This is a genomic window from Curtobacterium poinsettiae (assembly GCF_025677645.1).
GTDB lineage: Bacteria > Actinomycetota > Actinomycetes > Actinomycetales > Microbacteriaceae > Curtobacterium > Curtobacterium poinsettiae_A.
The window spans coordinates 784398-811247 of the sequence record NZ_CP106879.1; the positions used below are offsets into that span (position 1 = coordinate 784398).

Here is a 26850-nt window from a genome sequence, read left to right on the forward strand (position 1 = left end):
TTCAGCGGTACCGGATGATGTCGCACGTCACGCGTGCACTGCCCGGGTTGAAGGCGTACAACCAGCCGGAACGACCTGTGACGTAGTCCTTCCCAGCGCCGGTCATGTGCTTCTCGATCTCGTACTTGTAGCGGTTCCCGACCGGGTAGGCGACGAGCATCCGTCCCTTGGGGACACGCTGCCTGCTGCAGGTCACCGAGACGCTCTGTGTGCGGGAAGCACTGAAGTTGAGCTTGCCCGCGGCCCACTTCCTCGTCGCACCGAACTCCAGACCGATCGTTCGTGTTGCTGCGCGGCCCTTCGTGAGGCCGCAGTTCATCGAGGACGTGCGGGACCCGCAGGATGCGAGGATCTGCGAACCGGTGTGGTGGGACTTCTTCGACTTGCTGACCACCTTGTTGTAGTACCCCCACGCGGCTCGAGGTTCGCGCGGTTGCGTCGCTTCGGCTGCGGTACCGCTGGCGAGCAACAGGGAGATGGTGGTGGCAGCTACGAGGGCGCTCTTGACGGAAGTCTTCATGAACGTCGAGCTTGGCGGAGAACCGACAAAATATGTAGAACATCAAACTTTGGAGCGAAGTCGTTACCTGACCTCCGGCGCCAGGAAGGGCGTTCCGGGTTGCATGGCGCCCACCTCGAACGGACGGAAGGACGCCCGCATGCCCCTGAACCCCACCGTGCACGACCGGAAGACCGGTGTCACCCCGCCCGGAGGGTCCGGCGGCTTCGAGCTCGCCCTGCTCGACCGCGGCGCCGCCGTGCTGCAGACCTCGGCGCCGCTGCGGGGCTTCGACGTCTACGTGGTGGGGTTCCACTGCGTGAAGGGCGAGCCCGACGTGCAGATGGAGGCGCACCACTTCTGCAAGGTGGTGAACGCCGAGATGCTGCAGTGCGTGCTCTTCGACGGCAACACCGCCGACGCGAACCTGATCGGCATCGAGTACATCGTGTCCGAGCGGCTCTTCGACTCCCTGCCCGAGGACGAGCAGGCGTCGTGGCACCCGCACAACCACGAGGTGTTCTCCGGTGAACTCGTCGCTCCGGGCCTGCCGATCGCGGTCGAGACCGAGCTGATGGGGCACCTGGTGAACTCGTACGGCAAGACCTGGCACACCTGGCACAGCACCCCGATGGGTTCGCAGCCTGCACACGACCTGCCGGTCGGCGACCCGATGCTCATGTGGTCGTTCAACCGCGAGGGCGAGGTGGACAGCGCGCTGCAGCAGGACCGGAACCAGGCGATGCGCACCGATCCGGAACCGCGCAAGGAGTCGCGGGCGAAGTACCTCGACCGCGCCCACCCGCAGCGCGGTGTCGGCACGATGCGCGACGCCTTCACCGGCACCACCCCGACCCCGGGCGTCGTCGACGCGGACGACGGACGCCCCTGACGACGGACGGGAGGCCCGTGGCGGTGTCGCCACGGGCCTCCCGCCCGGTGTCTGCTGTGGTTCAGCGCGCGGTGCGCGTCCCGATCCGCGGCAGGACGAAGCCGAGCACGATCATCGCGACGGCCAGGAAGGCGTGCAGCACGTTGTCCGCGCTGTTCAGCGGCACGAAGTTCGCGCCACCGGCCATGCCCGCGGTGAAGAGCCCGTAGACGAAGAGCACCGCGTAGACGATGCCGCCGGCGACGAGGTACAGGCGTGCGGAGGCTGCACGGCGGGCGGCGAGCAGCCCGACGATGCCGAAGAGCAGGTGCACGATGTTGTGCAGGACGGACACCTGGAACAGGCCCAGGAGCAGGGCCATGGAGCCGTGGCCGGCCATGGACATCGAGCCCATGTTCATGGTGAGTCCGGGGATGAACCCGGCGATGCCGACGATCAGGAAGACGACACCGAAGACGAACGCGCCCCGCTGGGTCCACGTCGAACCGGAGGTGGTGCGTGCGGTTGCTGCGCTGCTGGTCATGATCAGCCCTCTTTTCTGTACGCGCCGCAGTGTGCGGCACACATGACATTCGGAGCGCTTCCCCGGACGGTTTGCAGGTCAGTGCTCGGCGGTCACGGCGGCGGTCACCGCGGTGGTCAATCCGCGCACCAGCAACGCCCGCGATCCGGCGGTCGCGGTGCTGTCCGGATCGCTCCACGCGGCGCGGGCGAGTCCGTCCACCAGGGTGATCACGGCGTCGGCGACCACGGGCACCGGCTCGGACGGCGCCGCTCCGTGCCGCGCGGTCCAGCGCTCGATCCCGGCGACCACGCCGTCGCGCCAGAGCCGACGTTCGGCGTCGAGCAGGTCCCCGTCGCCGTCCGGGGCGAGGGCCGTCGCGCTGAGGGCCTCGAGCACCCGGAACCGCTCGGGTTCGCGCCGCACCAGGTCGAGGTACGCCGAGATCCCCGCCTCGAGCGCGGCGGCGAGGTCGTCGTGCTCGTCGGCGGCCGCGAGCACCGGCGGCAGGACCGCACGCGCCTGCCGCTCGAGCAGCGCGACGACCAGGTTGCGCCGGGCCCCGAAGGCGTAGTGCACGACACCGTGGGCGACGCCGGCGCGAGCGGCGACGGCCCGGGTGGTGAGGCCGCGCAGGCCGTCGTCCCGCACGACCAGGGCGGCGGCGTCGAGCAGTTCCGCACGGCGGTCCTGTCGGCTGCGGTACCCGCGCGTCTGCTGCTGGTCGGTCATCACAGGAAGCGTACGGGGCGCGTGCAGGACCGGACGCGAGTATGAAATCGGCCGAGTGGCCAAATCAGTGATCACCCGAGGAGTCAGCATGGAGATCGTCGTCCGAGCAGCAGGACCCGCCGAACTCGAGGCGGCCGCGGCCGTCCTCGCCGAGGCCTTCGCCGACGACCCGGTCCTCGCCGAGTTCCGGCCGTCGCGACCCGGTGAGGACCGCCCCGCCGTGCTGACCGGGCTGTTCGCCGCGCTCATCCGGTCGGTGCCGATGCCCGCGCGACGGGTGGACGTCGCCACGATCGGTGACCGGGTGGTCGGCGCCGCCTTCTGGCAGGCACCCGGTCGGCAGCCCGGTGGCGTCCGGGCCTTCGTGCGGCAGGTGCCGGCGTTCCTCCGGGTCCTGGGGCTCGGCGGGGCGCTCCGCGCGGTCGCCCACCTGCGCCGCATGGAGCGCGCCCGACCGGCCACCCCGCACTGGTACCTCGCCGAGATCGGGGTGTCGGCGTCAGCGCGTGGTCGGGGCATCGGCGGACTGCTGCTCGGCCACGCACTCGAGCGCGCGGACCGGACGTCGGACGGTGCGTACCTGGAGTCCTCCACCCCGGTGAACCGCCGGCTGTACCGACGGCACGGGTTCGCGGACGGCGCGCCGATCGCGGGGTTCCGCGCGGCGACCCCGATCAGCATGTGGCGTCCGGCCGCCGGCTGATCCGACGCCGGGGGACACCGACCCTGTACCGGCGTGCACGAGCGCTGCCTACCGTCCACGGCACACCACGACGAGAGGAAACACCATGGCAAGTGGAGTCGCAGCAGTCTGGGTCCCGGTCAGCGACATGGAGCGCGCCGTCGCGTTCTACCGCGACACGCTCGGTCTCACCGTCAAGGACCAGTCCGACGACTGGAGCGAGATCGACGCCGGCGGCCTGATGATCGGCCTGAACGGGCGCGAGTCCGCCAGCCAGGCGAGCGAGGGCGGCGCCGTCGTGTCGTTCCAGCCGGACGGCAGCATCGAGGACGAGGTCGCCTCGCTCAAGGAGCGCGGCGCGGACATCCAGGGCGAGATCAGTGAGCACCCGTGGGGCAAGATCATCCCCTTCAAGGACAGCGAGGGCAACGACCTGCAGCTCTACTCGCCGCCGCAGGGCTGACCCGGACGGGTGCGGGACGCACCCGCGGACGGACGGGAGGCCCGTGGCGGCGCCGCCACGGGCCTCCCGTCGGTCTGCGGCCGGCTACGCGGACCCGCGCCAGACGACCTCCGTCGGCAACAGCAGACCGCGTGGACCGTCGTCGGTGCCGCCGATCTGCTCGAGGACCTGGTGCGCCGCCTGCTCGCCGAGCAGGCGCGCCGGCTGCCGCACCGTCGACAGCTGCGGGTCACACCGGAGCGCCCAGGCACTGTCGTCGAACCCGACCACGCCGACGTCACCCGGCACGCTCCGGCCGCTGCGCTGCAGGACGTCCATGGCACCGGCGGCGACCGCGTCCGACGCGGCGAACACTCCGTCGATGTCCGGGGCTCGCTCGAGCAGCTCGCGCATGCCCTCGGCGCCGGCGGTGTAGCTGAACAGGGGGTTCCGGGCGACGAGGTCGGGGTCGAAGCGCTCGCCGAGTGCCGCGGTGAACCCCGCCAGACGGTCCTGGCCGGAGTCGCGGTCGAGCCCGGACGCGAGCATCCCGATCCGGCGTCGACCGGTGTCGACCAGTCGCCGGGTGATCTGCTCGGCGGCGGCGCGGTTGTCGATGCCGATGTACGAGATGTTCGCGGCGTCGGACGGGTGCCCGACGAAGCACGCGGGCATGCCGATCTCCTCGATCGCGCCGGTGATCGGGTCGCCGTCACGGGCGGACAGCACGATGGCGCCGTCGACGAACCCGCCGCGCAGGTACTCGACCACGCGCTCGCTGTCGCGGGCGGAGTCGACCATGATCGTGACGAGCTGCTGGTCGGCATCGGACAGCACGGCGTTCGTGCCGATCAGGATGTTGCCGATGTTGGGGTCGTCGAGCACCACGACCGAGGGTTCGTGGACGATGAGCGCGATCGCCCCGGACCGCCGGGTGACCAGGCTGCGGGCGGCGGCGCTGCGCACGTAGCCGACACGTCGGACGGCGTCCTGCACGGCCTCGCGCGCCTTCGGGGACACGTACGGCTCGTCGTTGAGCACCCGTGAGACGGTGCCGCGCGACATCCCCGCTTCGTCGGCGACGTCCTGGATCGTGGCGCGCTGACGAGCGGATCGGACCTCGGACATGGGGCAACCATATCCGCCACTGAGGAGCCCTCGGAACGCCTCGCAGTTGACAGGGTGCAGCCGCTGGTGTTTGATCTGGGAGCGCTCCCAGAAACATCCGGCCCGATCGGTCGTGCGGACTGGGAGCGCTCCCAGAACACTGGGTGGCCTTCGCCGTCGAAGGGGTCGCACGCGACCGAGGCGGCCGGGGTCGCCCCGATCAGCGAGGATCCCCGTGACGACCACCACCCTGCCGACGACCGCCACCGGCGCGCTCGGCCTCGGCTCGACGGGCCTCGCGTTCGGGTGCGACTACAACCCCGAGCAGTGGGACCCCGAGGTGTGGGTCGAGGACGTCCGGCTCATGCGCGAGGCCGGCGTGAACCTCGTCGCGATCAACGTCTTCGGCTGGTCGCACGTCGAGCCGCGGCAGGGTGAGTACGACTTCGCCGCGCTCGACACCGTCATCGAGCTGCTGCACGGCGCGGGCATCGGGGTCGACCTCGGCACGGGTACCGCCTCGACGCCGCCGTGGCTCACCAGCCGGTACCCCGAGGTCCTGCCCGTCGTCGCCGACGGCACCACCCGCTGGCCCGGTGGCCGCCAGGCGTTCTGCCCGAGCTCCCCGGTCTACCGCGAGCACGCCCTCGCCCTGGTCCGTGCCACCGCCGAGCGCTACGGCGACCACCCCGCCGTGCGGCTCTGGCACGTGTCGAACGAGCTCGGCTGCCACAACGCGCACTGCTACTGCGACGTCTCCGCCCAGGCGTTCCGCGGTTGGCTGCAGGCCCGGTACGGCACGGTCGACGCACTCAACGCCGCCTGGGGCACCTCGTTCTGGAGCCAGCGCTACTCCGCGTGGGAGCAGGTGCTGCCGCCCCGCGCGACGCTGTCGTTCACGAACCCGGCGCAGACCATCGACTTCGACCGGTTCTCGTCCGACGAGCTCCTCGGTCACCACCGTGCCGAGGCCGCCGTCCTGCGCGAGCTGAGTGACAAGCCCGTCACGACGAACTTCATGGTCGCCGCGCACATCACGGCACTCGACTACTGGTCGTGGGCCGGCGACATGGACGTCATCGCGAACGACCACTACCTGGACCACCGCCTGCCCCGGCCGCACGTCGAGCTCGCCTTCGCCGCCGACACCACCCGTGGCCTGGCCGGCGGCGCCCCCTGGCTGCTCATGGAGCACTCGACGGGCGCCGTCAACTGGCAGCCGCACAACGTCGCGAAGGCCCCGGGCGAGATGCTCCGGAACACCGCGGCGCACATCGCCCGCGGCGCCGACGGGGTCTGCTTCTTCCAGTGGCGCGCATCCGTGCAGGGCAGCGAGAAGTTCCACTCCGCGCTGCTGCCGCACGCCGGAACCGAGTCGGGGACCTGGCACGACGTGGTCGCGCTCGGCGCCCTGGTCGAGCGGCTCGGCGAGCTGCGCGGCTCCCGCGTGGTCGCTGACGTCGCGCTCGTGTTCAGCTGGGAGAACCAGTGGGCGGCCGACCTGGAGGCCCACCCCAGCACCGCGCTCCGCTACCTGGAGCAGGTCCACGCCTTCCACGCCGCGCTCTGGGACCTCGGCGTGACCGTCGACGTCGTCGCCCCCGGGGCACCGCTCGACGGGTACGCGCTCGTCGTCGTCCCCGAGCTGTACCTGGTGCGCGACGAGCACGCGGCCGTCATCGCCGACCACGTCGCCGGCGGCGGGCACGCGATCGTCAGCTGCTTCAGCGGCATCGTCGACGAGCGCGACCGGGTCCGCACCGGCGGCTACCCCGGCGCCTTCCGTGACCTGCTCGGCGTGCGGGTGGACGAGTTCCTCCCGCTCGCCGCCGACGCCACGATCGCGCTGTCCGACGGCACGACCGGCAGCGTCTGGTCGGAGCCGGTCGAGCTGCGCGGTGCGACGAGCGTCGTCGACTACGCCGAGGGCTCGCTCGCCGGCCGCCCGGCCGTCACCCGCAACGAGCACGGCGCCGGGACCGCCTGGTACACGTCCACGGTGCTCGACACCGGTGCGCTGGGCGGGTTCGTCCACCGCGTCCTCGACGAGGCCGGGGTGCGCGCCGACCCCGCCGTCCGCCCCGGACTCGAGGTCATCCGACGCCGGGACGACACCCACGAGTGGGTCTTCCTGCTGAACCACTCCGACCACACCGTCGAGCACCACGAGGCCGGCCACGAGCTCGTCGCCGACCGCCCCGTCACCGGGACCACCGCGATCGCACCCGGCGGGACCCAGATCATCCGCACCGACAGGAACCGCTCATGACCACCACCGCACAGTCGCCCAGCGCGACCCGACGACGCCGGGGCGGCGGGTTCCGCTACCGCCGCGCCATCGCGATCTTCGTCCTGCCGTTCGCCGTCCTGTTCACGGCGTTCTACCTGGTCCCCATCCTCTACGCCGTGTGGGAGTCGCTGCAGAAGATCGAGCGGCAGGGCACGTTCGGTGCCCCGACGCAGGTCTTCGGCGGTCTGAGCCAGTACGCCCTGGTGTTCCAGGACGGCGAGTTCTGGAGCTCGGTGCTCCGCGTGCTGCTGTTCGGTGTCGTGCAGGTGCCGGTGATGCTCGGGCTCGCGCTCCTGTTCGCCCTGCTGCTGGACTCCCCGCTGCTGCGCGGCAAGCGGTTCTTCCGCCTGGCGTTCTTCGCGCCGTACGCGGTTCCCGGCGTCATCGCCGCGATCATGTGGGGCTACCTCTACGCCCCCGACCTGTCGCCGTTCTCCGCGGTGACCTCGCGGGTCGACCTGCTCGGCGGCAGCACCGTGCTGTGGGCCGTCGCCAACGTCGTGACCTGGGTCTACGTCGGCTACAACATGCTCATCATCTACTCGTCGCTCCTCGCGATCCCGGCCGAGGTGTACGAGGCGGCGAAGCTCGACGGTGCGTCCCAGCTCCGGATCGCCCTGTCGATCAAGATCCCGCTCGTGGTGCCGGCCATCGTCCTCACCGCGGTGTTCTCCGTCATCGGCACCCTGCAGCTGCTGACCGAGCCGACGGTGTTCCGACAGTTCACCTCGACCATCTCGTCGACGTTCACGCCGAACATGCTCGTCTACTCGACGTCCTCGGTGCCGAACTTCAACCTCGCCGCGGCGTTCTCGGTCGTCCTCGCCGTCGCCACGTTCGTCCTGTCGATCGGGTTCCTCCGACTGACCCAGCGGAAGGCCGCCGAATGACCGTCAACGCCCCGACCCAAGGTGACCTCGTCCGCGACGTCGGCCGACCGCTCGAGCCGAACCGGGCCTCCCGTCCGCACCAGCGCGGAGCGCGCGGTCCGCGGGAGAGCGTCATCTCGCGCAGCGCCGCGATGATCGTGATGGGGGTCTTCACCCTCTACTTCCTGCTGCCGATCTTCTGGCTGCTGGTCTCGTCCACCAAGACCGCCGCGAACTTCAACTCGACGTTCTCGTTGTGGTTCAGTGCCACCTCGGTGCAGGACTTCTTCGGCAACCTCGTCGAGTTGTTCACGCGCCAGGACGGCATCTACCTGCGCTGGCTGCTGAACAGCATCGCCTACGCCGGGGTCGCCGGCCTGCTCGGCACCGTGCTCTCCGCGATGTGCGGGTACGCGCTGGCCAAGTACCGGTTCCGCGGCCGCGAGGTCCTGTTCAACGTGTTCCTCGGCGGCGTGCTCGTGCCGGCGACCGCCCTGGCCCTGCCGCTGTTCCTCATCTTCAGCCAGGTCGACCTGACCGACACGTTCTGGTCGGTGTTCCTGCCGAGCATCGTCAGTCCGTTCGGTGTCTACCTGTCGCGGCTGTTCGCGGCGTCGAGCGTGCCGGACGAGATCATCGAGGCTGCCCGGATCGACGGCTCCGGCGAGGTCCGGACGTTCTTCACCGTGGCGGTCCGGCTCATGTCGCCCGCGCTCGTGACGATCTTCCTGTTCCAGTTCGTCGCCGTGTGGAACAACTTCTTCCTGCCGCTCGTGATGCTCCGCAACTCGTCGCTGTTCCCCGTCACCCTGGGCCTCTACACGTGGAACTCGAGCGTGAACCAGTACCCGGACCTGCGCACCCTCGTGCTCATCGGATCGTTCGTCTCGATCATCCCGCTGCTCATCGCCTTCCTGAGCCTGCAGCGCTTCTGGCGCTCCGGCCTCGGCTCCGGCGGCCTGAAGTAGCCCCTCGACCCGCACTCCTTCCCGCACCAGCTCTCCCCACACCACATCCGAACGGAAACAGCATGAAGACAACGAAGTTCCTCAGCGTCGCCGCGATCGCCGTGGCCGCCACCGTGGCCCTCGCCGGCTGCAGCACCGGCGGCAGCAGCAGCGGGGGCGGATCCGACACCGCGGCTGCCAGCTGCAAGCCCTCGGACGGCAAGGTCACCCTCGACTTCACGACCTGGGTGCCGAACATGGACAAGGTCGTCGCGATCTGGAACAAGGCCAACCCGGACATCCAGGTCAAGGTCTCGATCGTCGCGAACGGCAACAGCGGCACCTACCAGAACTTCTTCAACCAGCTGAAGGCCAAGCAGGCGCCGGACATCGGCCAGGTCGAGTACGACACCCTGCCGGCGTTCCGCGTGCAGGGTGGCCTCGAGGACATCGGCGCGTGCGCCGGCATCAGCGACGCGAAGAAGGACTTCTCCGACGGCCTGTGGAACCAGGTGACCTTCGGTGAGTCGAAGTCGGTCTACGCGGTGCCGCAGGACTCCGGTCCGATGGCGCTGTACTACCGCAAGGACCTGTTCGAGAAGGCCGGCCTCGACGCTCCGAAGACGTGGGAGGAGTACGCCGAGGACGCCGTGAAGATCAAGAAGCTCGGCGGGAACATCACCAACTTCGCCAAGGGTGACGTCAACCAGTTCGCCGGGCTCGTCTCGCAGGCCGGTGGCCAGTGGTTCGAGAACTCGGGCCAGGACTGGAAGGTCAACCTGAACGACGACGCGTCGAAGAAGGTCGCCGACTACTGGCAGGACCTGATCGACAAGAAGCTCGTCAACACCCTGCCGAGCTTCACCGACCAGTGGAACAGCGCCTACGACAGCGGCAAGGACTGGACCTGGGTCTCCGCGGTCTGGGGTGCGAACACCATCTCGAGCGGCGCACCGTCGACCTCGGGCAAGTGGGCCGTCGCGCCGATGCCGCAGTGGAAGTCCGGTGAGACCAAGTCGGCTGCCTGGGGCGGTTCGTCGAACGTCGTCTTCGCGGGCAGCGAGCACCCGGCCGAGGCATCGAAGTTCCTGGTCTGGCTGAACACCTCGACCGAGGCGCTCTCCGCACTGAACAAGGAGGCCAACCTGTACCCGGCCTCGACCACCGGCGCCGACCTGCCGGCGCTGACCGAGGGGCTCGACTTCTACGGTGGCCAGAAGATCTACGAGGAGTTCGCAACCGCGGCGAAGGACATCCAGCCCTTCACCTGGGGCCCGACGATGACGCAGACCTACTCGGACGTCTCCGACGGATTCGGGCAGGCCGCGTCCGGCTCGGGCACGTTGGCCGAGGCGCTCGAGTCCGGGCAGTCCAAGACCATCGCTGCGCTCAAGGCGCAGTCGATCCCGGTCGAGGGCTGACGGACGGCGGCTGACGTCGCGCGGTCCACGCGCTGACGACGGACAGGAGGCCCGTGGCGGGATCGCCACGGGCCTCCTGTCCGTCTCCGGGTCGTGTTCGGACGCCGTCGCGCGCTCGCAGCGCGCTCGTTCTCCTCGTCGCTACGCGACCGCGATCTCGTTGGGCACGCCCGGCAGTTCGTCGCTCGAGGCGATGACCTCACCGGTGGTCAGGTCGACGGCGTGGACCTTCTGCTCGGCGGGGTCGGTGACGTAGGCGACGTCACCCTCGACCTTCAGGGCCGGGTGGGCGTCCTGCCACTCGGCGGGGCCCTCCCACGCGTCGATCACCGGGTACGACTCCAGCTGTTCGCCGGTGGTCTCGTCGAAGGTGTGCAGGGCACCGTCGGAGCCGAGCACGACGGCCTCGTCACCGGGGCCGCGGGCCAGGTCGCGGAACGTGAAGCCGACGCCGTCGGGCATGTCCGCGACGGTGTACTCGCCCGAGGCGGCGTCGATCAGGGCGATCTGGTCGAGCAGGTACCCCTCGCTGTCGGGGTCGTCGTTGTAGTCGCCGACCGCGACGGACGAGTCCTCGGTGGTGAACAGGTTGCCGGTGCGGCCGTACTCGGTCGGGGCGTCGATCTTCTCGAACGCGCCGTCCTCGTAGACCAGCGCGCCGTCGGTGCACCCGAACACCGCGACCTCGCCCTTGACCGCACCCTCGCCGTGCACGTCGGGGCACTCCTCGGACCGGGCGGTCTCCTCGCCGTCGGCGTCCAGGGCGCGCACGCCGGAGCGGTGCTCCTCGGTACCGACGGTCGTCAGGAGCGTGCCGTCCTCGAGCTCGATCGCGACGCCGTGGTGGGCGGCCTCGGACTTCGTCGTCTCGACCTCGGGCAGGTCGGCGCCGTCGAGCTCGGTGTGGTCGAACGTCGTCACGTCGCCGGTGCCGTCGGCGAACAGGGCGGTGCGGTCGCCGTGGACGACCGCGTGGCCGCCGGTGTCGGCGGGGAAGACCGCGTCGGTCAGGGCGGGCTCGGCCTGGGTGTCGAGGACCCGGAAGCCCTCGGGCACGGTGACGAGCACGTGGCGTCCGTCACCGGCCGGGTTGACCCGGGTGAAGCCGTCGATCGCGTCGTCGGCCACCACCTGCAGGTCCTCGTCGAGGACGAGCAGGCCGCCGTCGTGGGTCAGGGTGATGCGGGTCCCGTCGGCCTTCGGGGTCGCACTGCTGTCGGACTCGGCGTCGGTGTTCGTGGCGCACCCGGTCAGGGCCAGGGCGGCCGCGCCGAGCAGGGCGGCGGGCCACACGGCCCGGAGCGTCTTCGTGTTCGTCATGTCGCTTACTGTATTGATTCTCATTCTCAATTACCAGTCGACAGGCCGTCGACGATGGCCTCGGTGTTCGAGCGCATCATGCCGAGGTAGGTGGCGGCGTCGCCGTCCTCGGTGAGTGACTCCGTCGCCAGCGGGCGGATCTCGACGTGCAGGTCGACCTCCTCCGCCAGCACCTCGGCCAGTCGCGCGGGCTGCGAGGCGTCGGCGAAGATCGTCCGCACTCCCGCCTCGTCGATCGCGTCGGCCAGGTCGCGCAGGTCGGCGGCGCTCGGGGAGGCCAGGGTGGTCCCGCTCGGGATCACCGCCCCGACGACCCGGAACCCGTAGTGGTCGGCCAGGTACCCGAACACGTGGTGGTTCGTCACGAGCGCCCGGCGTTCCTCGGGCACGGTCCGGAACGCGGTCGTCATCGTGTCGTCCAGGTCGCGGAGCTCGTCCAGGTAGGCATCGGTGCCGGTCGGCTCGATGCCGGCGTCGCGCAGGTCCCGGTCGAGGGCCTCGACCACGTCGACCATGCGGGCGGGGTCGGTCCAGAAGTGCGGGTCGGGGCCGCTGTCGTCCTCGGTGGTCCACTCCAGCGGGTCGAACGCGTCCCCAGCGGTGGAGACCGGCACGCCGTCCTCGGCCGCCGCTGCGACGTGACGGGCGACCCCTTCTTCGAGCCCGAGGCCGTTCTCGACCACCAGGTCGGCGCTCCGCAGTCGTGCGGCTTCCTGCGCGGAGACCTCGAACGAGTGGGGGTCGGCGCCCGGGGGCATCAGGACCATGACGTCGGCCTGGTCCCCGACGACTTCGCTGACGACGTCGCCGAGGATGTTCGTGGTCACCGCGACGAGGGGCCGGTCGGAGCCGGCGGTGGTGCACCCGGTGGCGACGAGGGCGACGATCGCGGCGACGAGGCTCGCGGTCAGGGCCCTGGTGCGGGTCACAGTCCGACCTCGGCGAAGGCGACGGGGGCGACGGGGAGCTCGATCGTGCGGGCGACCCGGGCGTCGTCGGCGAAGTCGATCTCGTGCACGGTGCCGTCCGCGGGGTCGGCCAGGTAGGCGCGCTGGGCGTCGAGCTGCAGCAGCGGTGCGGGGTCGTCGGGGTCGGCCTCGAGCAGCGGCTCGGTCGTGGCCACCGTCCCCGTCGAGGCGGTCACGGCGACCACCCGCCCGGAGTCGTCGACCCCGACCACGTGCTCGTCCTCGTCGTCCACCGCGGCCACGGCGCGCAGGGGTCGCTCGGTCGGCACGAGCCGCCACGAGCCCTCGCGCACGTCGAGCAGCCAGAAGCCGGTGTCGCCGGCCAGCCCGGCGACCGTGGGACGGCCAGCGCGTGCCGCGAACGCCGTCGGGCGCTCGGCGCCGTCGGGCAGGTCGACGAACGAGGGCTCGCCGGTGTCGTCCACCACGACCGCTCCGTCGGCGCAGCCCACGACGGCACCGGCGCGGGTGACGATCCCGCCTGCGGGGTCGGTGCAGGTCTGCGCGGTGTCGGCACCGTCGATCGCCTCGCCGTCCGTGCCGAGCACGCGGACCGTGTCGCCGTCGGCCGCCACGAGATGCTCGCCCATCGGCAGCAGGACGCTCGCGTCGATCCGTGCGGTCTCGTCGACCTCGCCCTGGCCCAGTGCCTCGCGGTCGAGCACGACAGCCTCGGCCCGGTCCGGCCAGGTGATCGTCGTCATGGTCTCGGACGAGTGCACCGCGACCCGGCCGCCCCCGTCGATGGTGCCGACGACCCGGGGCTCGGCGGCGTAGTAGTGCGTGTGGTCGCCGTGGTCGACCGTCCACGAGCCGCCGTCGACGATCGTCGTGCGGTCGCCGTCACTCGTCACGAGGAACCGGCCGTCGGTCGCCGAGTGCTCCGGGGCGTCCACGTCGTCGAGTTCGGTGGTCTCCTCGGTGAGCAGGTCGTGCAGCGCGGTCGCGCCGGTCGCCGACACGGCCAGGAGGCGCACCTGGGGTTCCTGGGACTCGCTCGCGCCCGCCACGTAGCCGTGGGGACGGGCGGTGCCGGTCGAGCTGTCGGCCGACGGGGTGCCCGTGGAACAGGCGCTGACGGTGAGGGCCAGGCCGGTGGCGAGGCCGATGGTGGACAGGAGGCGCGCGGGGGCGCGGCTGGTGGTCGAGTGCTTCATGCTCCCTCTCGAGACGGTGCGGCGGATCGTGGTGCTGCCGGTGCGGCCGCGCGCACCGGTGTGGGGATCGGGGTGCGCCGCAGGACGACGACGGCCAGGGCGCGCGAGACCACGACGCCGCCGACGGCGACCGCGGCGATGCTCGCGCCGGCGGCGGTGCCGGCGTGCCAGGAGACGAGCAGGCCGACGAGGACGGCGACGGCGCCGATGCCGGCGCCGAGGACCATCGTCGAGCCCACGTGCCGGGTCCACGCGCGGGCGGCGGCCGCCGGCGCGAGCAGCAGGCCCACGACGAGCAGGGTGCCGACCGCCCGGTACGAGGCGACGACCGCCAGGGTGACGAGTCCGATGAGCACGACCTCGGCCAGGCGTGGGTGCAGTCCGAGCGTCGTGGCCTTGCGGGTGTCGAACGCCAGCGCGGTGAAGGGGCGGTGGAACGCCACGGCGACGGCCAGGGCCACGGCTGCGGCGATCGCGAGGCCGCCGACGTCGGCCCGGGTGACGGCGAGGACGTCGCCGAACAGGATCGCGGTGACATCGGTGGCGAACGACCGCGAGGACGACACGATGATCACACCGAGCGCGAGCATCCCGACGAACAGCAGGCCGATCGAGGTGTCGTACGACAGTCGGGCACGACGACGCAGCGCACCGACGCCGAGCACCATCACGCCCGCGCTCACCGCGGCGCCGAGCACCGGCGGGATCCCGGTCAGGGTGGCGATCGCGACGCCGGGCAGCATGCCGTGCGAGAGCGCCTCACCCAGGAACGCCATGCCCCGGACCAGCACCCACGTGCCGACCACGGCGCAGAGGACCGCCGCCAGGGAGCCGCCGACCAGGGCGCGCACCATGAAGTCGACGGAGAACGGATCGGTCAGCCAGGTCACGGTCCGAGACGCTACATGAAAACGAGTATCGATACTGATAGCGTGCTCAGGTGCCTGCGACCGAGCCAACCGAGCCGACCGAGCCGACCGAGCCCCGAGCCGCCGTCCACCTGGACCGCGTGACGGCCGTCCTCGGGGACCGGACCGTCCTCGACGGTGTGGACGCGGTCTTCCCCGCCGGGGTCGTCACCGCGCTCACCGGGCCGAACGGATCCGGCAAGTCGACGCTGCTCGACGTGGTCGCGGACGTCGTGCGGCCGACCGCCGGGCGGGTGACGGGCCTCCCGTCCGACGGCGTCGCCTACGTGACCCAGTCCGTGCCGCCGACCACGCTCCCGCTCACCGTCCGCGCGGCCGTCACGATGGGGCGGTGGCGGCACCGCGCGTGGTGGCGCCACCTCGGACGCGCCGACCGGGCGATCGTCGACGCGCAGCTCGAGCGGATGGCGATCACGGACCTGGCGGATCGGCCCATCGAGGAACTGTCGGGCGGGCAGCGTCAGCGGACGCTCGTCGCGCTCGGGCTGGCACAGCGGGCCGGGGTGCTGCTGGTCGACGAACCGACCGCGGGGGTCGACGCCGAGTCGGCGGCGCTCGTGGTCGGAGCGCTCGCCGCCGAGGCGGCAGACGGCGTCGTGGTCGTGCACGCAGCCCACGACCCGGTCGCGATCGCCGCGGCCGACCGCATCGTCACCCTCACCTGACCGAGTCCGCAAAACACCGGTGTTCACCCGTTGAACCGCGGTCTGCGCGTGTTCAGTGCGCGAACACCGGTGTCTTGCGACCGATCCCGACCGGGGTCAGGGGCAGGCGACGGCCACCGGGCCGGTCGGCGTCGGCTCGGCCGCGACCGGCTCGACCACCGGCACGGCACTCGACTTCCGCAGCCCCATCGCGACGAGCACGACGGCGCCGACGATCGCGACCCCGCCGGCCAGCCAGAAGTCAGCAGCCAGACCGAACGACGACACCGCGGCACCGCCGAGCACCGAACCGGCGGCGATCGCGAGCTGGATCGTCGTGACGAACAGCGCGAGCCCGGTCTCGGACCCGGCCGGCGACGCCGTCGACATCCAGGTCTGCATCCCGAGCGGCAGCGCACCCCACACCAGGCCCCACACGACGAGCAGCACGAAGACCCCCACGACGGAGTGGGCGAGCAGCGGCAGCAGCACGACGGCCGCCGCGAGCACGAACTTCGACGCCCCGATGGTGGCGAGGACACTGCGGTCGAGCGTGAAGCCGGCGGCGAAGTTGCCGACGATGCCCGCGACGCCGAACACCAGCAGCGCGATCGTCACGGTGTCCGGGCCGACGCCGACGAGCTGCTGCAGGTACGGCGCGATGTAGGTGTACGCGGCGAACTGGGCCGCGAAGACGAAGGCTGCGGCGATGAGCCCGACCCGGGCGCGGGGCACGCGGAGCAGCGACCCGAGCGTGGCGAACCGCACCCGCTGCTGCGCGGGGATCCTCGGCAGCATCGCCAGCTGCAGGACGAGCGCGACGACACCGAGCGCCCCACCGATCACGAAGCCGAGACGCCAGCTGGCGAGCGACGACACCAGGGCGCCGAGCGGCAGGCTCACGACGGTCGCGACGGAGACGCCGGCCGTGATGAGCGAGGTCGCGCGGATCGTCAGCTCGGGCCGGACGAGTCGCCCGGCGATCCCGGCACCGATGGCCCAGAAGCCCCCGATGCCGACACCGAGCAGCATCCGTGCGATGAGCAGCACCCAGAACGACGGCGCGATCGCGGCGAGGCCGTCGGCGACCACGAGCAGCACGGTCAGGGACACGAGCACCACCCGGCGGTCGAGTCGCGAGGTCAGGACGGTGACCACCGGTGCCGCGACGGCTCCGACCAGTCCGGTGGCGACGACCATCAGGCCGGCGGTGCCGATGCCGACGTCCAGGTCGTCGGCGATGGCGGGGAGCAGTCCGATGGGCAGGAACTCGGACAGGACGAGCACGAACGACCCGAGTGCGACGGACGTGACGCTGAGCCACCCGCGGCGCGCTGCTGACGATGTCATGGGGGCGTCAAGCGGGTTCCGACGGCCGCCATTCCCGTGTGACGGTGAGCGGGTCAGGCGTCGAGCGCGCGCCGTGCGGCGGCGACGACCTCGGCGTCGGTGACGAAGTGCGCGGAACCGTCGTCCCCGGCGCCCATCGGCACCCCGGCGTGCGTGCTGTCCGCGGCCGGACGCTTGGCCGACAGGTGCACGGCGGCGGCACCGGTGGCGAGCAGCGCGCGGACGTCGGCGGGGGTGACCCCGGCGCCGGCCATCACCTGCACGGGCCCGGCGGCCTCGACCATGTGCGCGATCGTCTCGGCGCCGGCGACCGCGGTGGGGGCGGCACCCGAGGTCAGGACGCGGGTGAACCCGAGCGCCGCGAGCGAACCGGCAGCGGCGACGGGATCGGTCGCGTGGTCGATCGCCCGGTGCAGGGTGACCTCGGCGGTGGTGCTGACCGAGCGGGCGGCGTCCACGAAGCGGCGGAGGGCGTCCTCGTCCAGGGTCCGGTCGGGGCGCAGGGCACCGACCACGACGCCGGCGGCCCCGGAGCGCAGGACCGTGCGGACCTCGCGCACCATGAGCTCGACCTCGTCGGGGGAGTGCACGAACCCGCCCGGGCGGCAGCGGACCAGCGCGTGCGCCGGGATCCCGGTCTCGTGGGTCGTCTCGACCAGGGCCTGCGACGGGGTGAGCCCGCCGAGCTCGAGCCCGACGCAGAGTTCGACGCGGTCGGCGCCGCCGTCCCGCGCGGTGATCGCACCCGCCGGTGAGGTGACGGCGATCTCGAGTGCGGCGGTGGTGCTCATGCAGGGGCTCCGAGCGGTTCGTTGGAGGCGGGGACGATGCGGGCGCGGAGGTCCGGTGCCGTCGGGAACACTCGATCGTAGGGGAACATCGGCCGCTCGATCCTGTGGTGCCCGAGGCGCAGCAGGTCCTGGTCGACACCGCCCGGGGTGAGCGCGAGCATCCAGTCGGCGGACATGTCGAACAGCTCCGGTTCGAGGTACCCGATCTTCACGATGACGACGTCCGCCTGCCGCGGCGCCAGGTCGAGGTCGGTGAAGTCGTGCTCGTGGTGGTACGGCTTCCGCAGCTTCGTCAGGATCGCGAAGACGCTGCCGACCTGCAGCACGACCTCGGTCTCGGCGTCTCGGTCGCCGTGCTTGATCGCGTGCACCCGCCCGGTCATCGTGATCGGGCCGGCATGCACGTGGTCCACCGACGCTCCGGCGGTCACGGTGATCGTCGCACCGACGCCGGCGTCCACCGCCGCGGCGACCGCGGCCGGCCCGGGCACGCTCGCGTAGATGACGGTCGGGCCGGACGGGTCCTGGAACTCCGGGCGGGCGAGCACCTGCGTCAGCCCCCACGTCATGTCCCCGGAACCGCCCGCCGTGGGGTTGTCGCCCGAGTCCGAGACGAAGTACGGCTTCGCGGCGCCCGGGGCGAGCGCTGCGTCGAGGCACTCCTCGAACGTGCCGGTGGGGGCGACGAACACGAAGTCCTCGCGGACGTCCCAGAACGCCCGGGCGAGCCGTTCGGCACCGGCGGCGACGGCGGCCTCGTCCCATCCGGTGACGACGGTGACGGCCTGGTCGCGGGGCTGGTCCGCCCACGCGTACCCGACCCAGATCGCGGCGTCGAGCACGCCCTCGGTCTGCTCGACGAGCGGGACCTGCGCGTACAGGGACTTCGCCGGATCGAGGCGGGTCGAGGTCTGCTCGCCGGGCAGCAGGACGGGGATCGGGATCCAGGCCTTCACTGGTCGCTGCGCACCGACGGGTCGTTCGGTCAGCACGTCGACGAGGTTCCGGACGGCACGCTCCTTCGTCTCGAGGGTGTCCTCGTGCGGGGCCATCCGGTAGCAGGTGACCAGGTCGACCTGGTGGGCGAGCTCGCGCGTGACGTTGCCGTGCAGGTCCATCGACGCGGACACGATGACGTCGGGGCCGACGACCGCGCGGATGCGGCCGAGCAGGTCCGTCTCGGCGTCGTCGAGTCCCTCGACCACCATCGCGCCGTGGATGTCGTACCAGAGGCCGTCGACCGGACCCAGTGCACGCAACCGCTCCACGATCTCGTCGGCCAGCGCTTCGTACGATGCCCGATCGACGATCCCGCCGGGCAGTGCGTGCCCGATGAGCGCCCCGCGGAAGTCCGCCCGGTCGGCCATCGTCGCCAGGAACGGGTACCGGGCGACGGCCTCGTCGCCGCGGTCCGGGTGGAACGCGGGTGCGTGGGTCCGGGTCGGCGTGAACGTCGAGGTCTCGATGGCCAGGCCGGCGATGGCGATGACCGGGCGACGGGCACCAGCGGTGCTGGCGGGGGCGGCGGGGGTGACGGGACCGGTCTCAGACACGGACGCTCCTGTTCCTGGTGGTGGACTGGGGGATGGGTGCGGAGAGCTCCTCGAGCGAGGCGGCGAGACCCCGCTGCAGGGCGAACTGGCCGGCGCCGACGAGCCCGGCGTCGGCACCGAGCGACACCGGCTCGATGGCCAGGTGCTGGGTCATCAACGGGTGGCAGCTCTCGTAGAGCTGGCTGCGCACGGCGGCGATGAACGGGTCCAGGGTCGACAGGATGCCGCCCAGGTAGACGGCGTCCGGGTTGAAGAAGTTCACGTTGGCGGCGAGCACCTCGCCCAGGTACCCGCCCGCCATCCGCACGGCGCGGGTGGCTTCGGGGTGCGCGTCCGAGGCGAGCCGGACGACGTCGGCGGTCGAGGCGACGTCGACCCCCGCGTTCGACAGGATCCGGACCAGGGCGGCCCCGGACGCCACCGTCTCGAGGCAGCCGGTGTTGCCGCACGAGCACGGGGTGTCCCCGGCGGCGTCGATCCGCACGTGCGTGATGTCCCCGGCGGCCCCGGTCGACCCCCGGTAGAGCCGACCGTCGATGACGATGCCCGCGCCGATCGCCGAGCCGGCCTTGATCGTGATGGTCTGGCGTCGAGCCGGGTCCTGCACGGTCTGTTCACCCGCTGCCATGCAGTTCGCGTCGTTGTCGACGATCGCCGGCAGGCCGAACCGGTCGCTCAGCCACGCGGCGACGGGGAACCCGTTCCACCCCGGCATCCGGCTCGGCAGGTCCACGACGCCGGCGACGACGTCGACGGGCCCGGGCAGGCTGAGCCCGACGCCCCGCAGTCCCTCGCGACCACGGTCGTCGGCGAGCCGCTCGAGCAGCGCGGCCAGGCGCTGGAGCCCGGCGGTCGGACCGTCGGAGAGCGCGAACGGGACGTTCGCGACCGACTCGAGCGCGCCTCCCGGCAGGACCACGCCGATGCGCGCGTGTCCGCCACCGACGTCCGCGGCGACCGCGTACTCGTCGACGCCGCCGATGCGGAGCACCTTGCGGGGTCGCCCGCCGGTCGAGACGTCCGTGCCTTCCTCGGCGAGGATCCCGTGCTCCAGGAGCTGACCGACGACGTGCGAGACGGTCGAGGGGGCGGCTCCGAGCACCTTCGCGATCTCGGTCCGGCTGGCGGCCTGCCCCGATGCGACGAGCTCGAGGACGCGGGCACTGAGATCGGCCACGACTTTCTCCAATCCGGGCGGAACGGGAGTGGAACACCGGTCGGTGGTCCGTTATGCCGCGAGCCTACGGGGCGGATCGAGCGGTCCACCCTTTCGTCGGATCCGCAGTAACGCAGTTTTTACATCGAGATGTTTGTTTTTCCAATCGCTTTGGTCCTTGACTGTCCTCGTGCCGCTCGGCACCCGTGCTCCACCTCCCCGAAGTCCCTCGCACAAGGAGACACCGCATGTCCAAGCCCCGTCGCTGGGCGCTCCTCACCGGAGCTGCGATCGCCGTGAGCGCGCTGCTCGCCGGCTGTTCCGGAGGCGGCAACGCCTCGCAGGGATCGACCGACGAGATCGACTACGCGCTCCCCGCCAACTTCACGCCGAACTGGATCCTGCCGATCGGCACCGCCGCGCACCTCAACACGAACAACGGCTCCATCGCCCAGTCGCTGTACGAGCCGCTCGTCGCGTACGACGGCTCCACCGGCAAGATCGCGTGGAACAAGGCCGGCTCCGTCGCCACCGACGCGCAGTTCGCCGACGACGGCAAGAGCGTCACCATGACGCTCGGCGACCGGCACTGGTCGGACGGCGAGGCGATCACGAGCCGCGACGTCGGCTTCTGGTTCAACCTGATCAAGGCGAACAAGGACCAGTGGGGCTCGTACTCCAAGGGCAAGGCGCCGGACAACTGGACGTCGTTCAAGGCGCTCGATGACACGCACTTCACCATCACGTTCGACAAGGCCTACAACTCGGACTGGATGCTCGCCAACCAGCTGAGCCACATCATCCCGCTGCCCCAGCACGCCTGGGACAAGACCAGCGCGACCGCGAAGGTGACCGACGCCGACGAGACCACCGCCGGCGCGAAGCAGGTGTGGAAGTACCTCAACACCGCCGCCGGCAAGATCTCCGACTACGCCACGGACGACCTGTGGAAGACGATCTCCGGTCCCTACGGCGTCAAGACCTTCACCACGGCCGGCAAGGTCACGCTGACGGCCAACAAGAAGTACGACGGTGGTGAGAAGCCGTCGATCACGACGGTGAACCTGCTGCCCTTCACCACGGCCGACGCCGAGGTGAACGCCGTCCGCTCGGGCGAGGTCGACTACGGGTACATCAACGCGACCGACATGGACCAGGAGTCGTCCTTCACGGCGAAGGGCTACGAGGTCGAGCCGTGGACCGGCTGGGCGATCACGTACATGCCGTACAACTTCAACAACCCCGACATGGGTGCCGTCTTCAAGCAGCTGTACGCCCGTCAGGCCGTCCAGATGTCGATCGACCAGACGTCGCTGTCGAAGGTCGTCTTCAACGGCACCGCCACCTCGACCTACGGTCCGATCCCGCAGGCGCAGGAGTCCGACTACGTCTCCGACGTGCAGAAGTCGAACCCGTACCCGTTCAGCACCTCGAAGGCCAAGGACCTGCTGACCAGCCACGGCTGGGAGGAGCAGGGCGGCACGATGGTCTGCACCGACCCGGGCACGTCCGCCAGCCAGTGCGGCGAGGGTGTCGAGGAGGGCACGAAGTTCTCGATGCAGGTGCTGTCGCAGTCCGGTTCGACCGTGACCGACAACATGATGAGCGCGATCCAGTCCTCGCTCGCGAAGACCGGCATCGACTTCACCATCAAGACCGCGCCGGTGTCGAGCGTGCTGTCGCAGACCCCGACCTGCACCTCGGACGAAGCCAGCTGCGACTGGGACCTGTCGTTCTTCGGCACCGCGGGCAGCTGGTACTTCCCGGCCTACCCGACCGGTGAGTCGCTGTTCCAGACCGGCGGTTCGGCGAACTTCGGCAGCTACTCGAACAAGGAGGTCGACTCCCTGATCGACGCGACCACCACCTCGACCGACGCGACCGCCGTGCAGGACTACAGTGCCGCGGTCGCGAAGGACCTGCCGGTGATCTGGCTGCCGAGCCCCGACTACCAGATCTCGGTCGTCAAGAAGGGCCTGTCCGGGTTCGACCAGGACTCGCTCGCGAACTTCCACCCGGCCCAGTGGAAGTGGACCGAGTAGGTCGCTGACGCGACCACGGCCTGGAGGCGCGGTGCGGGCCCGACCCGCACCGCGCCTCCGCCCCGGCTCACGCAAGAACCGACCATCGGAAGCCGCATGACCACAGCTCTCTACCTCACCAGGCGCGTCCTGCAGGCGCTCGCGGTGATCCTCATCGTCACCGTCGTGGTGTTCTGCCTGCTCCACGCGCTGCCCGGCGGCCCCGCCCGCGGCGTGCTCGGCGTCTCCGCGACCCCGACGCAGATCGCCCAGTTCAACCAGGCGCAGGGGCTCGACCAGCCGCTGCCCGTGCAGTACCTGCGGTTCCTCGGCCGTCTGCTGACGGGCGACCTCGGCACCTCGTACACGCTCAACGAGCCGGTCTCGCAGCTCATCGCCGAGCGCCTGCCGAAGACCCTCGTGCTCACCGGCATCTCCGCGGTGCTCGGACTCGTCGTCGCGATCCCGGTCGGGATGCTCCAGGCGGCCCGCCGCAACGGCGCGGTCGACTACGCCGCCACCGCCCTGGCGTTCGTCTTCTACTCGACGCCCGCGTTCTTCCTGGGACTCGTCCTGATCATCGTCTTCAGCCAGCAGCTGCCGTGGCTGCCGTCCCAGGCCCCGAGCGGGAACACCCTCGCCGAGGTCTTCCAGGACCCAGCCGGGCTCGTGCTGCCCGTGGTGACCGGAGCCCTCGCGATGATCGCCGTGTTCAGCCGGTACATGCGCGCCTCGACGCTCGAGAACCTGCAGGAGGACTACGTCCGCACCGCCCGCGCCGGCGGCGCCTCGACGCCGACGATCCTGCGGCGGCACGTGTTCCGGAACTCGCTGACCCCGGTCGTGGCGATGCTCGGGTACTACCTGCCGGTGCTGTTCGGTGGCGCCCTGGTGACCGAGCAGCTGTTCAACTACCCCGGCATGGGGCTGCTGTTCTGGAACGCGGCACAGTCCTCCGACTACCCGACGCTGCTCGGCTGCGTGCTCGTCATCTCCATCGCGACCGTCATCGGCACCCTGCTCGCCGACGTCGCACAGTCCCTCATCGACCCGCGAGTGAAGGCGAGCCGCGCATGACCGCCGTCCAGATGGCCCCCGAAGCCCCGGGTGCCCCCGTCACCGTCGCGGCCACCGGGTTCCGGCTCGCCGCCCGCCGGTTCCGGAGCAACACCCTCGCCGTGATCGGCCTCGCCCTGATCGTCGTCATCGTGCTGTTCTGCTTCGTCGGCCCGTTCGTGTACCCGACCGACCAGACCCACACGCTGCTCGAGCAGGCCAACCAGGGCCCGAGCGCCGCGCACTGGCTCGGCACCGACGCCGTCGGCCACGACGTCCTCGGCCGCCTGATGTACGGCGGCAAGGTCTCCCTCATGGTGGGCATCGCCGCCGGGGTCCTGGCCACCGTCGTCGGGACCCTGTGGGGTTCCGTCGCCGGGTACGTCGGCGGCTGGGTCGACGCGCTGATGATGCGCGTCGTCGACGCCGGCATCGCGATCCCGGCCCTGTTCATCCTCCTCGTCATCTCGGCGATCACGAACCCGGGAGTGGGCGGCCTCATCGTCATCCTCGGCCTCGTGTCGTGGCTCGTGCCGTCCCGCCTGATCCGCGCCGAGACCCTGACGCTCAAGAACCGCGACTACGTCCTCACCCTGCGCGCGATCGGTGGCTCGCACGCCCGCGCGATCGGCAAGCACCTGCTGCCGAACTCGGTGTCGACGATCGTCGTCGCCGCGACGTTCCAGGTCGCCGACGCGATCCTGCTGGTCGCCTACGTCTCGTACCTCGGGCTCGGCGTGCAACCGCCCGCGACGGACTGGGGCGGCATGCTGTCGGCGGGTCTCACCGCCGCCTACTCCGGACGCTGGTGGCTCATCGTGCCGCCGGGTCTGGCCGTGATCCTGGTCGTCTGCGCGTTCAACGCGGTGGGCGACGGACTGCGGGACGCCTTCGACGTACGGGGACGCTGATGACGACCGAACCGATCCTGCGGACGACCGACCTCGGCGTCTCCTTCACCACCGAGTCCGGCACGGTCGACGCCGTGCGGGGGGTGTCGCTGTCGGTCGCCCCCGGCGAGACCCTCGCCCTGGTCGGCGAGTCCGGCTCCGGCAAGTCGACCGTCGCCCTCGCCGCGATGGGCCTGCTCTCCGGCAACGCGACGGCCTCGGGCAGCGCGGTCGTCGCCGGCCACCAGGTGGTCGGTGCCCCCGAACCCGCGCTCCGGGCACTGCGCGGATCGACCGTCTCGATGGTCTTCCAGGAGCCCGCGACCGCCCTCGACCCGCTCACCCGCGTCGGTGCGCAGATCGCCGAGGTGATCCGGAACCACCGTGACGTCTCCGCGTCCGCCGCAGCGGCCGAGGCCGTCGACCTGCTCCGTCGCGTCGGTATCCCCGACCCCGAGTCGCGCACCCGGTCGTTCCCGTTCCAGCTGTCGGGTGGGCAGCGTCAGCGCGTGGTCATCGCGATGGCGATCGCGAACGCGCCGAAGCTGCTCATCGCTGACGAACCGACCACGGCCCTCGACGTGACCGTGCAGGCCGAGATCCTCGAGCTCCTCCGAGCGCTCGCCGTCGAGACCGGCACCGGCGTGCTGCTCGTCACGCACAACATGGGTGTCGTCGCGGACTTCGCCGACCGGGTCGCGGTCATGCTCCAGGGCGAGATCGTCGAGACCGGCGGGGTCGAGGACGTCCTGCTCCGCCCCGAGCACGAGTACACCCGGCGGCTCCTCGCCGCGGTACCGCGGCTCGAGGTGGCGGGCGACCGCCCGTCGGCTCCCGTCACCGACGCGGAGACCGAGACGGCAGGGAGGCCCGGTGCGGCCCCGGCGGTCGACCTGCGGGACGTCTCGGTGACCTTCGGGCGCGGGGCGCGCGCCGTCCACGCGCTCGCAGGCATCGACATCGCGGTGCACGCCGGTGAGACCGTCGGCCTGGTCGGCGAGTCCGGCTCCGGCAAGTCGACCGCGGCCCGGGTGGCGCTCGGGCTGATCAAGCCGACGTCCGGCACGGTGTCGCTGTTCGGGCAGGACCTGCGGACCGCGAAGGGTCGTGACCGTCGTGCCCTCCGCTCCGGCATCGGCGTCGTGCTGCAGGACCCGGTGGCGTCCCTGGACGCCCGGATGTCGGTGGCCGAGTGCATCGCGGAACCCCTCGCCGTGCACCGTCGCGGGATGTCCTCCACTGACCGTCGTCGGCGCATCGACGAGGTGCTCGACGCGGTACGGCTGCCGCGGACCCTGGCATCCCGTGCCCCGCGCGAGCTCTCCGGCGGGCAGCGCCAGCGGGTCTCGCTCGCCCGGGCGCTGGTGCTCGAACCGCGGTTGCTCGTCGCCGACGAGCCGACCTCGGCGCTCGACGTCAGCGTGCAGGAGACCGTGCTCGAGGTCCTCGGTGAGCTGCAGGACGACCTCGGCTTCGCGTGCCTGTTCGTCTCGCACGACCTGGCCGTCGTGCAGCACTTCGCCGAGCGCGTCGTGGTGATGCGCCAGGGCGTCGTCGAGGAGCAGGGCACCACCGGCACGACGCTGCTGCACCCCACCACCGACTACACCCGGCGTCTGCTCGCCGCGGTGCCGGTGCCCGACCCCGTGCTGCAACGGCAGCGTCGGACGGAGCGCCTCGCCTCGCTCGCGGCGGTGACCGCGTGACCCGGGTCCTGGCCGGGGTCGACGTCGGCGGCACCAACACGAAGGTCGTCCTGACCACGCCCGACCTCGAGGTCATCGACCGCGTCGACCTGCCGACGCCCGCCCACGCGGGCGGGGCGGCGATCGTGACGGCCGCACTCGGGGCCGTGACGGGTCTGCTCGAGACGCACCGGGCCTCCTTGGCGGGTGTCGGGGTGGGCGCGGCCGGCGTCGTCGACCGGACCACGGGAACCGTCCTGGTCACCGGCAACTCGTTCACCGGCTGGGCCGGGTACGGCGTGACCCGGGCGGTGACGGACGCCCTCGGGGTCCCCGCGACCCTCGACAACGACGTGAACGCGTTCCTGCTCGGCGAGATCGCCACCGGCGCGGTCGTGGGGGAGTCCGATGTGCTCGGCATGACCCTCGGTACCGGTGTCGGCGGCGCGCTCGTGCTCGACGGACGGCTCTTCGCCGGCCCGCGCGGGGCCGCCGGTGAGATCGGCCACGTCCCCGGCTTCGGTGACGCCCGGTGCACCTGCGGGCAGACCGGGCACCTGGAGACCATCGCGGGCGCGCGCGGCATCGCCGACCGCTACGCCGAACGCTCCGGGCGGATGCTCTCGGCGCGGGACGTCGCCGTCGCCGCACGCGGCGGGGACGCCGACGCGGCCGCCGTCTTCGCCACCGCGGGGTGGGGTCTGGCCCGTGCCGCACTGCTGACCGCGGGGATCCTCGACGTCACGACCGTCCTGGTCGGCGGCGGGATCGCGCGGTCCTGGGACCTGCTCGAACCGGCCATCACGGCGGCGATCGCCGCGGAACCGCCGGTCAGCGGGGCGACGATCCGGCTCGCGCAGTCGACGCTCGGATCCGACGCCGTCGCACTCGGCGCGGCGGCGCAGGTGCGAGCGCGCGTGCTGGAGCCGGAGACCGCGTAGCGGGGG

25 protein-coding genes are annotated in these 26850 nt (G+C 71.4%); 13 read left to right on the forward strand and 12 right to left on the reverse strand.

Going from position 1 to position 26850, the window contains the following annotated elements:
* Position 1 precedes the first annotated feature (1 nt).
* Complete coding sequence (locus OE229_RS03900) at positions 2-520, reverse strand: hypothetical protein (RefSeq protein WP_262139819.1); 519 nt, start codon at positions 518-520, stop codon at positions 2-4.
* A 139-nt stretch (positions 521-659) separates the two neighbouring features.
* Between OE229_RS03900 and OE229_RS03905 the strand changes: the two genes are divergently transcribed.
* Complete coding sequence (locus OE229_RS03905) at positions 660-1391, forward strand: OBAP family protein (RefSeq protein WP_262139820.1); 732 nt, start codon at positions 660-662, stop codon at positions 1389-1391.
* Positions 1392-1452: 61 nt separating this feature from the next.
* On the opposite strand, the gene OE229_RS03910 is transcribed toward OE229_RS03905, so the two are convergent.
* Both OE229_RS03910 and OE229_RS03915 read right to left on the reverse strand, forming a co-directional pair.
* Positions 1453-1914 (reverse strand): DUF4383 domain-containing protein, encoded by a 462-nt coding sequence (locus OE229_RS03910; RefSeq protein ID WP_262139822.1) that lies wholly within the window; start codon positions 1912-1914, stop codon positions 1453-1455.
* A 78-nt stretch (positions 1915-1992) separates the two neighbouring features.
* Positions 1993-2625, reverse strand: coding sequence for a TetR family transcriptional regulator (locus OE229_RS03915; RefSeq protein ID WP_262139823.1), 633 nt, complete (start codon positions 2623-2625; stop codon positions 1993-1995).
* Positions 2626-2713: 88 nt separating this feature from the next.
* On the opposite strand from OE229_RS03915, the gene OE229_RS03920 reads away from it, so the two are divergent.
* Both OE229_RS03920 and OE229_RS03925 read left to right on the forward strand, forming a co-directional pair.
* Entirely contained in the window at positions 2714-3328 is a 615-nt protein-coding gene (locus OE229_RS03920; RefSeq protein ID WP_263345033.1) for a GNAT family N-acetyltransferase, read from the forward strand.
* An 85-nt stretch (positions 3329-3413) separates the two neighbouring features.
* A complete protein-coding gene (locus tag OE229_RS03925; protein ID WP_259578385.1) occupies positions 3414-3770 on the forward strand; it encodes a VOC family protein in 357 nt (118 codons plus the stop codon).
* 84 nt (positions 3771-3854) lie between these two features.
* On the opposite strand, the gene OE229_RS03930 is transcribed toward OE229_RS03925, so the two are convergent.
* A complete protein-coding gene (locus tag OE229_RS03930; RefSeq protein WP_071245173.1) occupies positions 3855-4877 on the reverse strand; it encodes a LacI family DNA-binding transcriptional regulator in 1023 nt (340 codons plus the stop codon).
* 214 nt (positions 4878-5091) lie between these two features.
* Between OE229_RS03930 and OE229_RS03935 the strand changes: the two genes are divergently transcribed.
* The 4 genes from OE229_RS03935 (at position 5092) to OE229_RS03950 (ending at position 10383) form a co-directional block, all read left to right on the forward strand.
* A complete protein-coding gene (locus OE229_RS03935) occupies positions 5092-7125 on the forward strand; it encodes a beta-galactosidase (RefSeq protein ID WP_262139827.1) in 2034 nt (677 codons plus the stop codon).
* Positions 7122-8036, forward strand: a complete 915-nt coding sequence (locus OE229_RS03940) for a carbohydrate ABC transporter permease (protein WP_027467229.1) — start codon at positions 7122-7124, stop codon at positions 8034-8036. The genes OE229_RS03935 and OE229_RS03940 overlap by 4 nt, the downstream gene beginning before the upstream one ends.
* Entirely contained in the window at positions 8033-8983 is a 951-nt protein-coding gene (locus OE229_RS03945) for a carbohydrate ABC transporter permease (RefSeq protein WP_262139828.1), read from the forward strand. Before OE229_RS03940 ends, OE229_RS03945 begins: the two co-directional genes overlap by 4 nt.
* A gap of 62 nt (positions 8984-9045) precedes the next feature.
* The gene (locus OE229_RS03950; RefSeq protein ID WP_259578381.1) at positions 9046-10383 is read left to right on the forward strand and encodes an ABC transporter substrate-binding protein; all 1338 of its coding nucleotides are present in this window, start codon (positions 9046-9048) and stop codon (positions 10381-10383) included.
* A 141-nt stretch (positions 10384-10524) separates the two neighbouring features.
* On the opposite strand, the gene OE229_RS03955 is transcribed toward OE229_RS03950, so the two are convergent.
* From OE229_RS03955 to aztB, 4 genes are read right to left on the reverse strand one after another with little or no spacing between them, the layout of a single operon-like run.
* On the reverse strand, positions 10525-11703 hold the full coding sequence (locus OE229_RS03955; RefSeq protein WP_263345037.1) for a hypothetical protein: 1179 nt from the start codon (positions 11701-11703) through the stop codon (positions 10525-10527).
* A 26-nt stretch (positions 11704-11729) separates the two neighbouring features.
* Positions 11730-12632 (reverse strand): metal ABC transporter substrate-binding protein, encoded by a 903-nt coding sequence (locus tag OE229_RS03960; protein ID WP_259362643.1) that lies wholly within the window; start codon positions 12630-12632, stop codon positions 11730-11732.
* Complete coding sequence (locus OE229_RS03965; RefSeq protein WP_262139830.1) at positions 12629-13828, reverse strand: ABC transporter; 1200 nt, start codon at positions 13826-13828, stop codon at positions 12629-12631. The genes OE229_RS03960 and OE229_RS03965 overlap by 4 nt, the downstream gene beginning before the upstream one ends.
* Complete coding sequence (gene aztB, locus OE229_RS03970; protein WP_182064314.1) at positions 13825-14718, reverse strand: zinc ABC transporter permease AztB; 894 nt, start codon at positions 14716-14718, stop codon at positions 13825-13827. The genes OE229_RS03965 and aztB overlap by 4 nt, the downstream gene beginning before the upstream one ends.
* A 50-nt stretch (positions 14719-14768) precedes the next feature.
* Here aztB and OE229_RS03975 point away from each other — a divergent pair, with 50 nt between their 5' ends.
* Positions 14769-15422 carry an ATP-binding cassette domain-containing protein gene (locus tag OE229_RS03975; protein ID WP_262139833.1) on the forward strand — a complete coding sequence of 218 codons (654 nt, stop codon included), beginning with the start codon at positions 14769-14771 and terminating at the stop codon, positions 15420-15422.
* Positions 15423-15518: 96 nt separating this feature from the next.
* Here OE229_RS03975 and OE229_RS03980 read toward each other — a convergent pair whose 3' ends face one another.
* From OE229_RS03980 to OE229_RS03995, 4 genes are read right to left on the reverse strand one after another with little or no spacing between them, the layout of a single operon-like run.
* Complete coding sequence (locus OE229_RS03980) at positions 15519-16751, reverse strand: MFS transporter (RefSeq protein ID WP_182064315.1); 1233 nt, start codon at positions 16749-16751, stop codon at positions 15519-15521.
* 53 nt (positions 16752-16804) lie between these two features.
* Positions 16805-17542: a copper homeostasis protein CutC gene (locus OE229_RS03985; RefSeq protein WP_262139835.1), complete on the reverse strand. Its 738-nt coding sequence runs from the start codon at positions 17540-17542 to the stop codon at positions 16805-16807.
* Positions 17539-19095, reverse strand: coding sequence for a M81 family metallopeptidase (locus OE229_RS03990; RefSeq protein WP_263345041.1), 1557 nt, complete (start codon positions 19093-19095; stop codon positions 17539-17541). The genes OE229_RS03985 and OE229_RS03990 overlap by 4 nt, the downstream gene beginning before the upstream one ends.
* Positions 19088-20272 carry an ROK family protein gene (locus tag OE229_RS03995; RefSeq protein WP_262139839.1) on the reverse strand — a complete coding sequence of 395 codons (1185 nt, stop codon included), beginning with the start codon at positions 20270-20272 and terminating at the stop codon, positions 19088-19090. Before OE229_RS03995 ends, OE229_RS03990 begins: the two co-directional genes overlap by 8 nt.
* A gap of 227 nt (positions 20273-20499) precedes the next feature.
* Between OE229_RS03995 and OE229_RS04000 the strand changes: the two genes are divergently transcribed.
* From OE229_RS04000 to OE229_RS04020, 5 genes are all read left to right on the forward strand, one after another.
* Entirely contained in the window at positions 20500-22293 is a 1794-nt protein-coding gene (locus tag OE229_RS04000; protein ID WP_259578364.1) for a peptide ABC transporter substrate-binding protein, read from the forward strand.
* Positions 22294-22389: 96 nt separating this feature from the next.
* Positions 22390-23349 (forward strand): ABC transporter permease, encoded by a 960-nt coding sequence (locus tag OE229_RS04005; protein ID WP_262139841.1) that lies wholly within the window; start codon positions 22390-22392, stop codon positions 23347-23349.
* A complete protein-coding gene (locus OE229_RS04010; RefSeq protein ID WP_111024068.1) occupies positions 23346-24239 on the forward strand; it encodes an ABC transporter permease in 894 nt (297 codons plus the stop codon). Before OE229_RS04005 ends, OE229_RS04010 begins: the two co-directional genes overlap by 4 nt.
* Complete coding sequence (locus OE229_RS04015; RefSeq protein WP_262139843.1) at positions 24239-25924, forward strand: dipeptide ABC transporter ATP-binding protein; 1686 nt, start codon at positions 24239-24241, stop codon at positions 25922-25924. Before OE229_RS04010 ends, OE229_RS04015 begins: the two co-directional genes overlap by 1 nt.
* On the forward strand, positions 25921-26844 hold the full coding sequence (locus OE229_RS04020) for an ROK family protein (protein WP_182064321.1): 924 nt from the start codon (positions 25921-25923) through the stop codon (positions 26842-26844). The genes OE229_RS04015 and OE229_RS04020 overlap by 4 nt, the downstream gene beginning before the upstream one ends.
* Positions 26845-26850 lie beyond the last annotated feature (6 nt).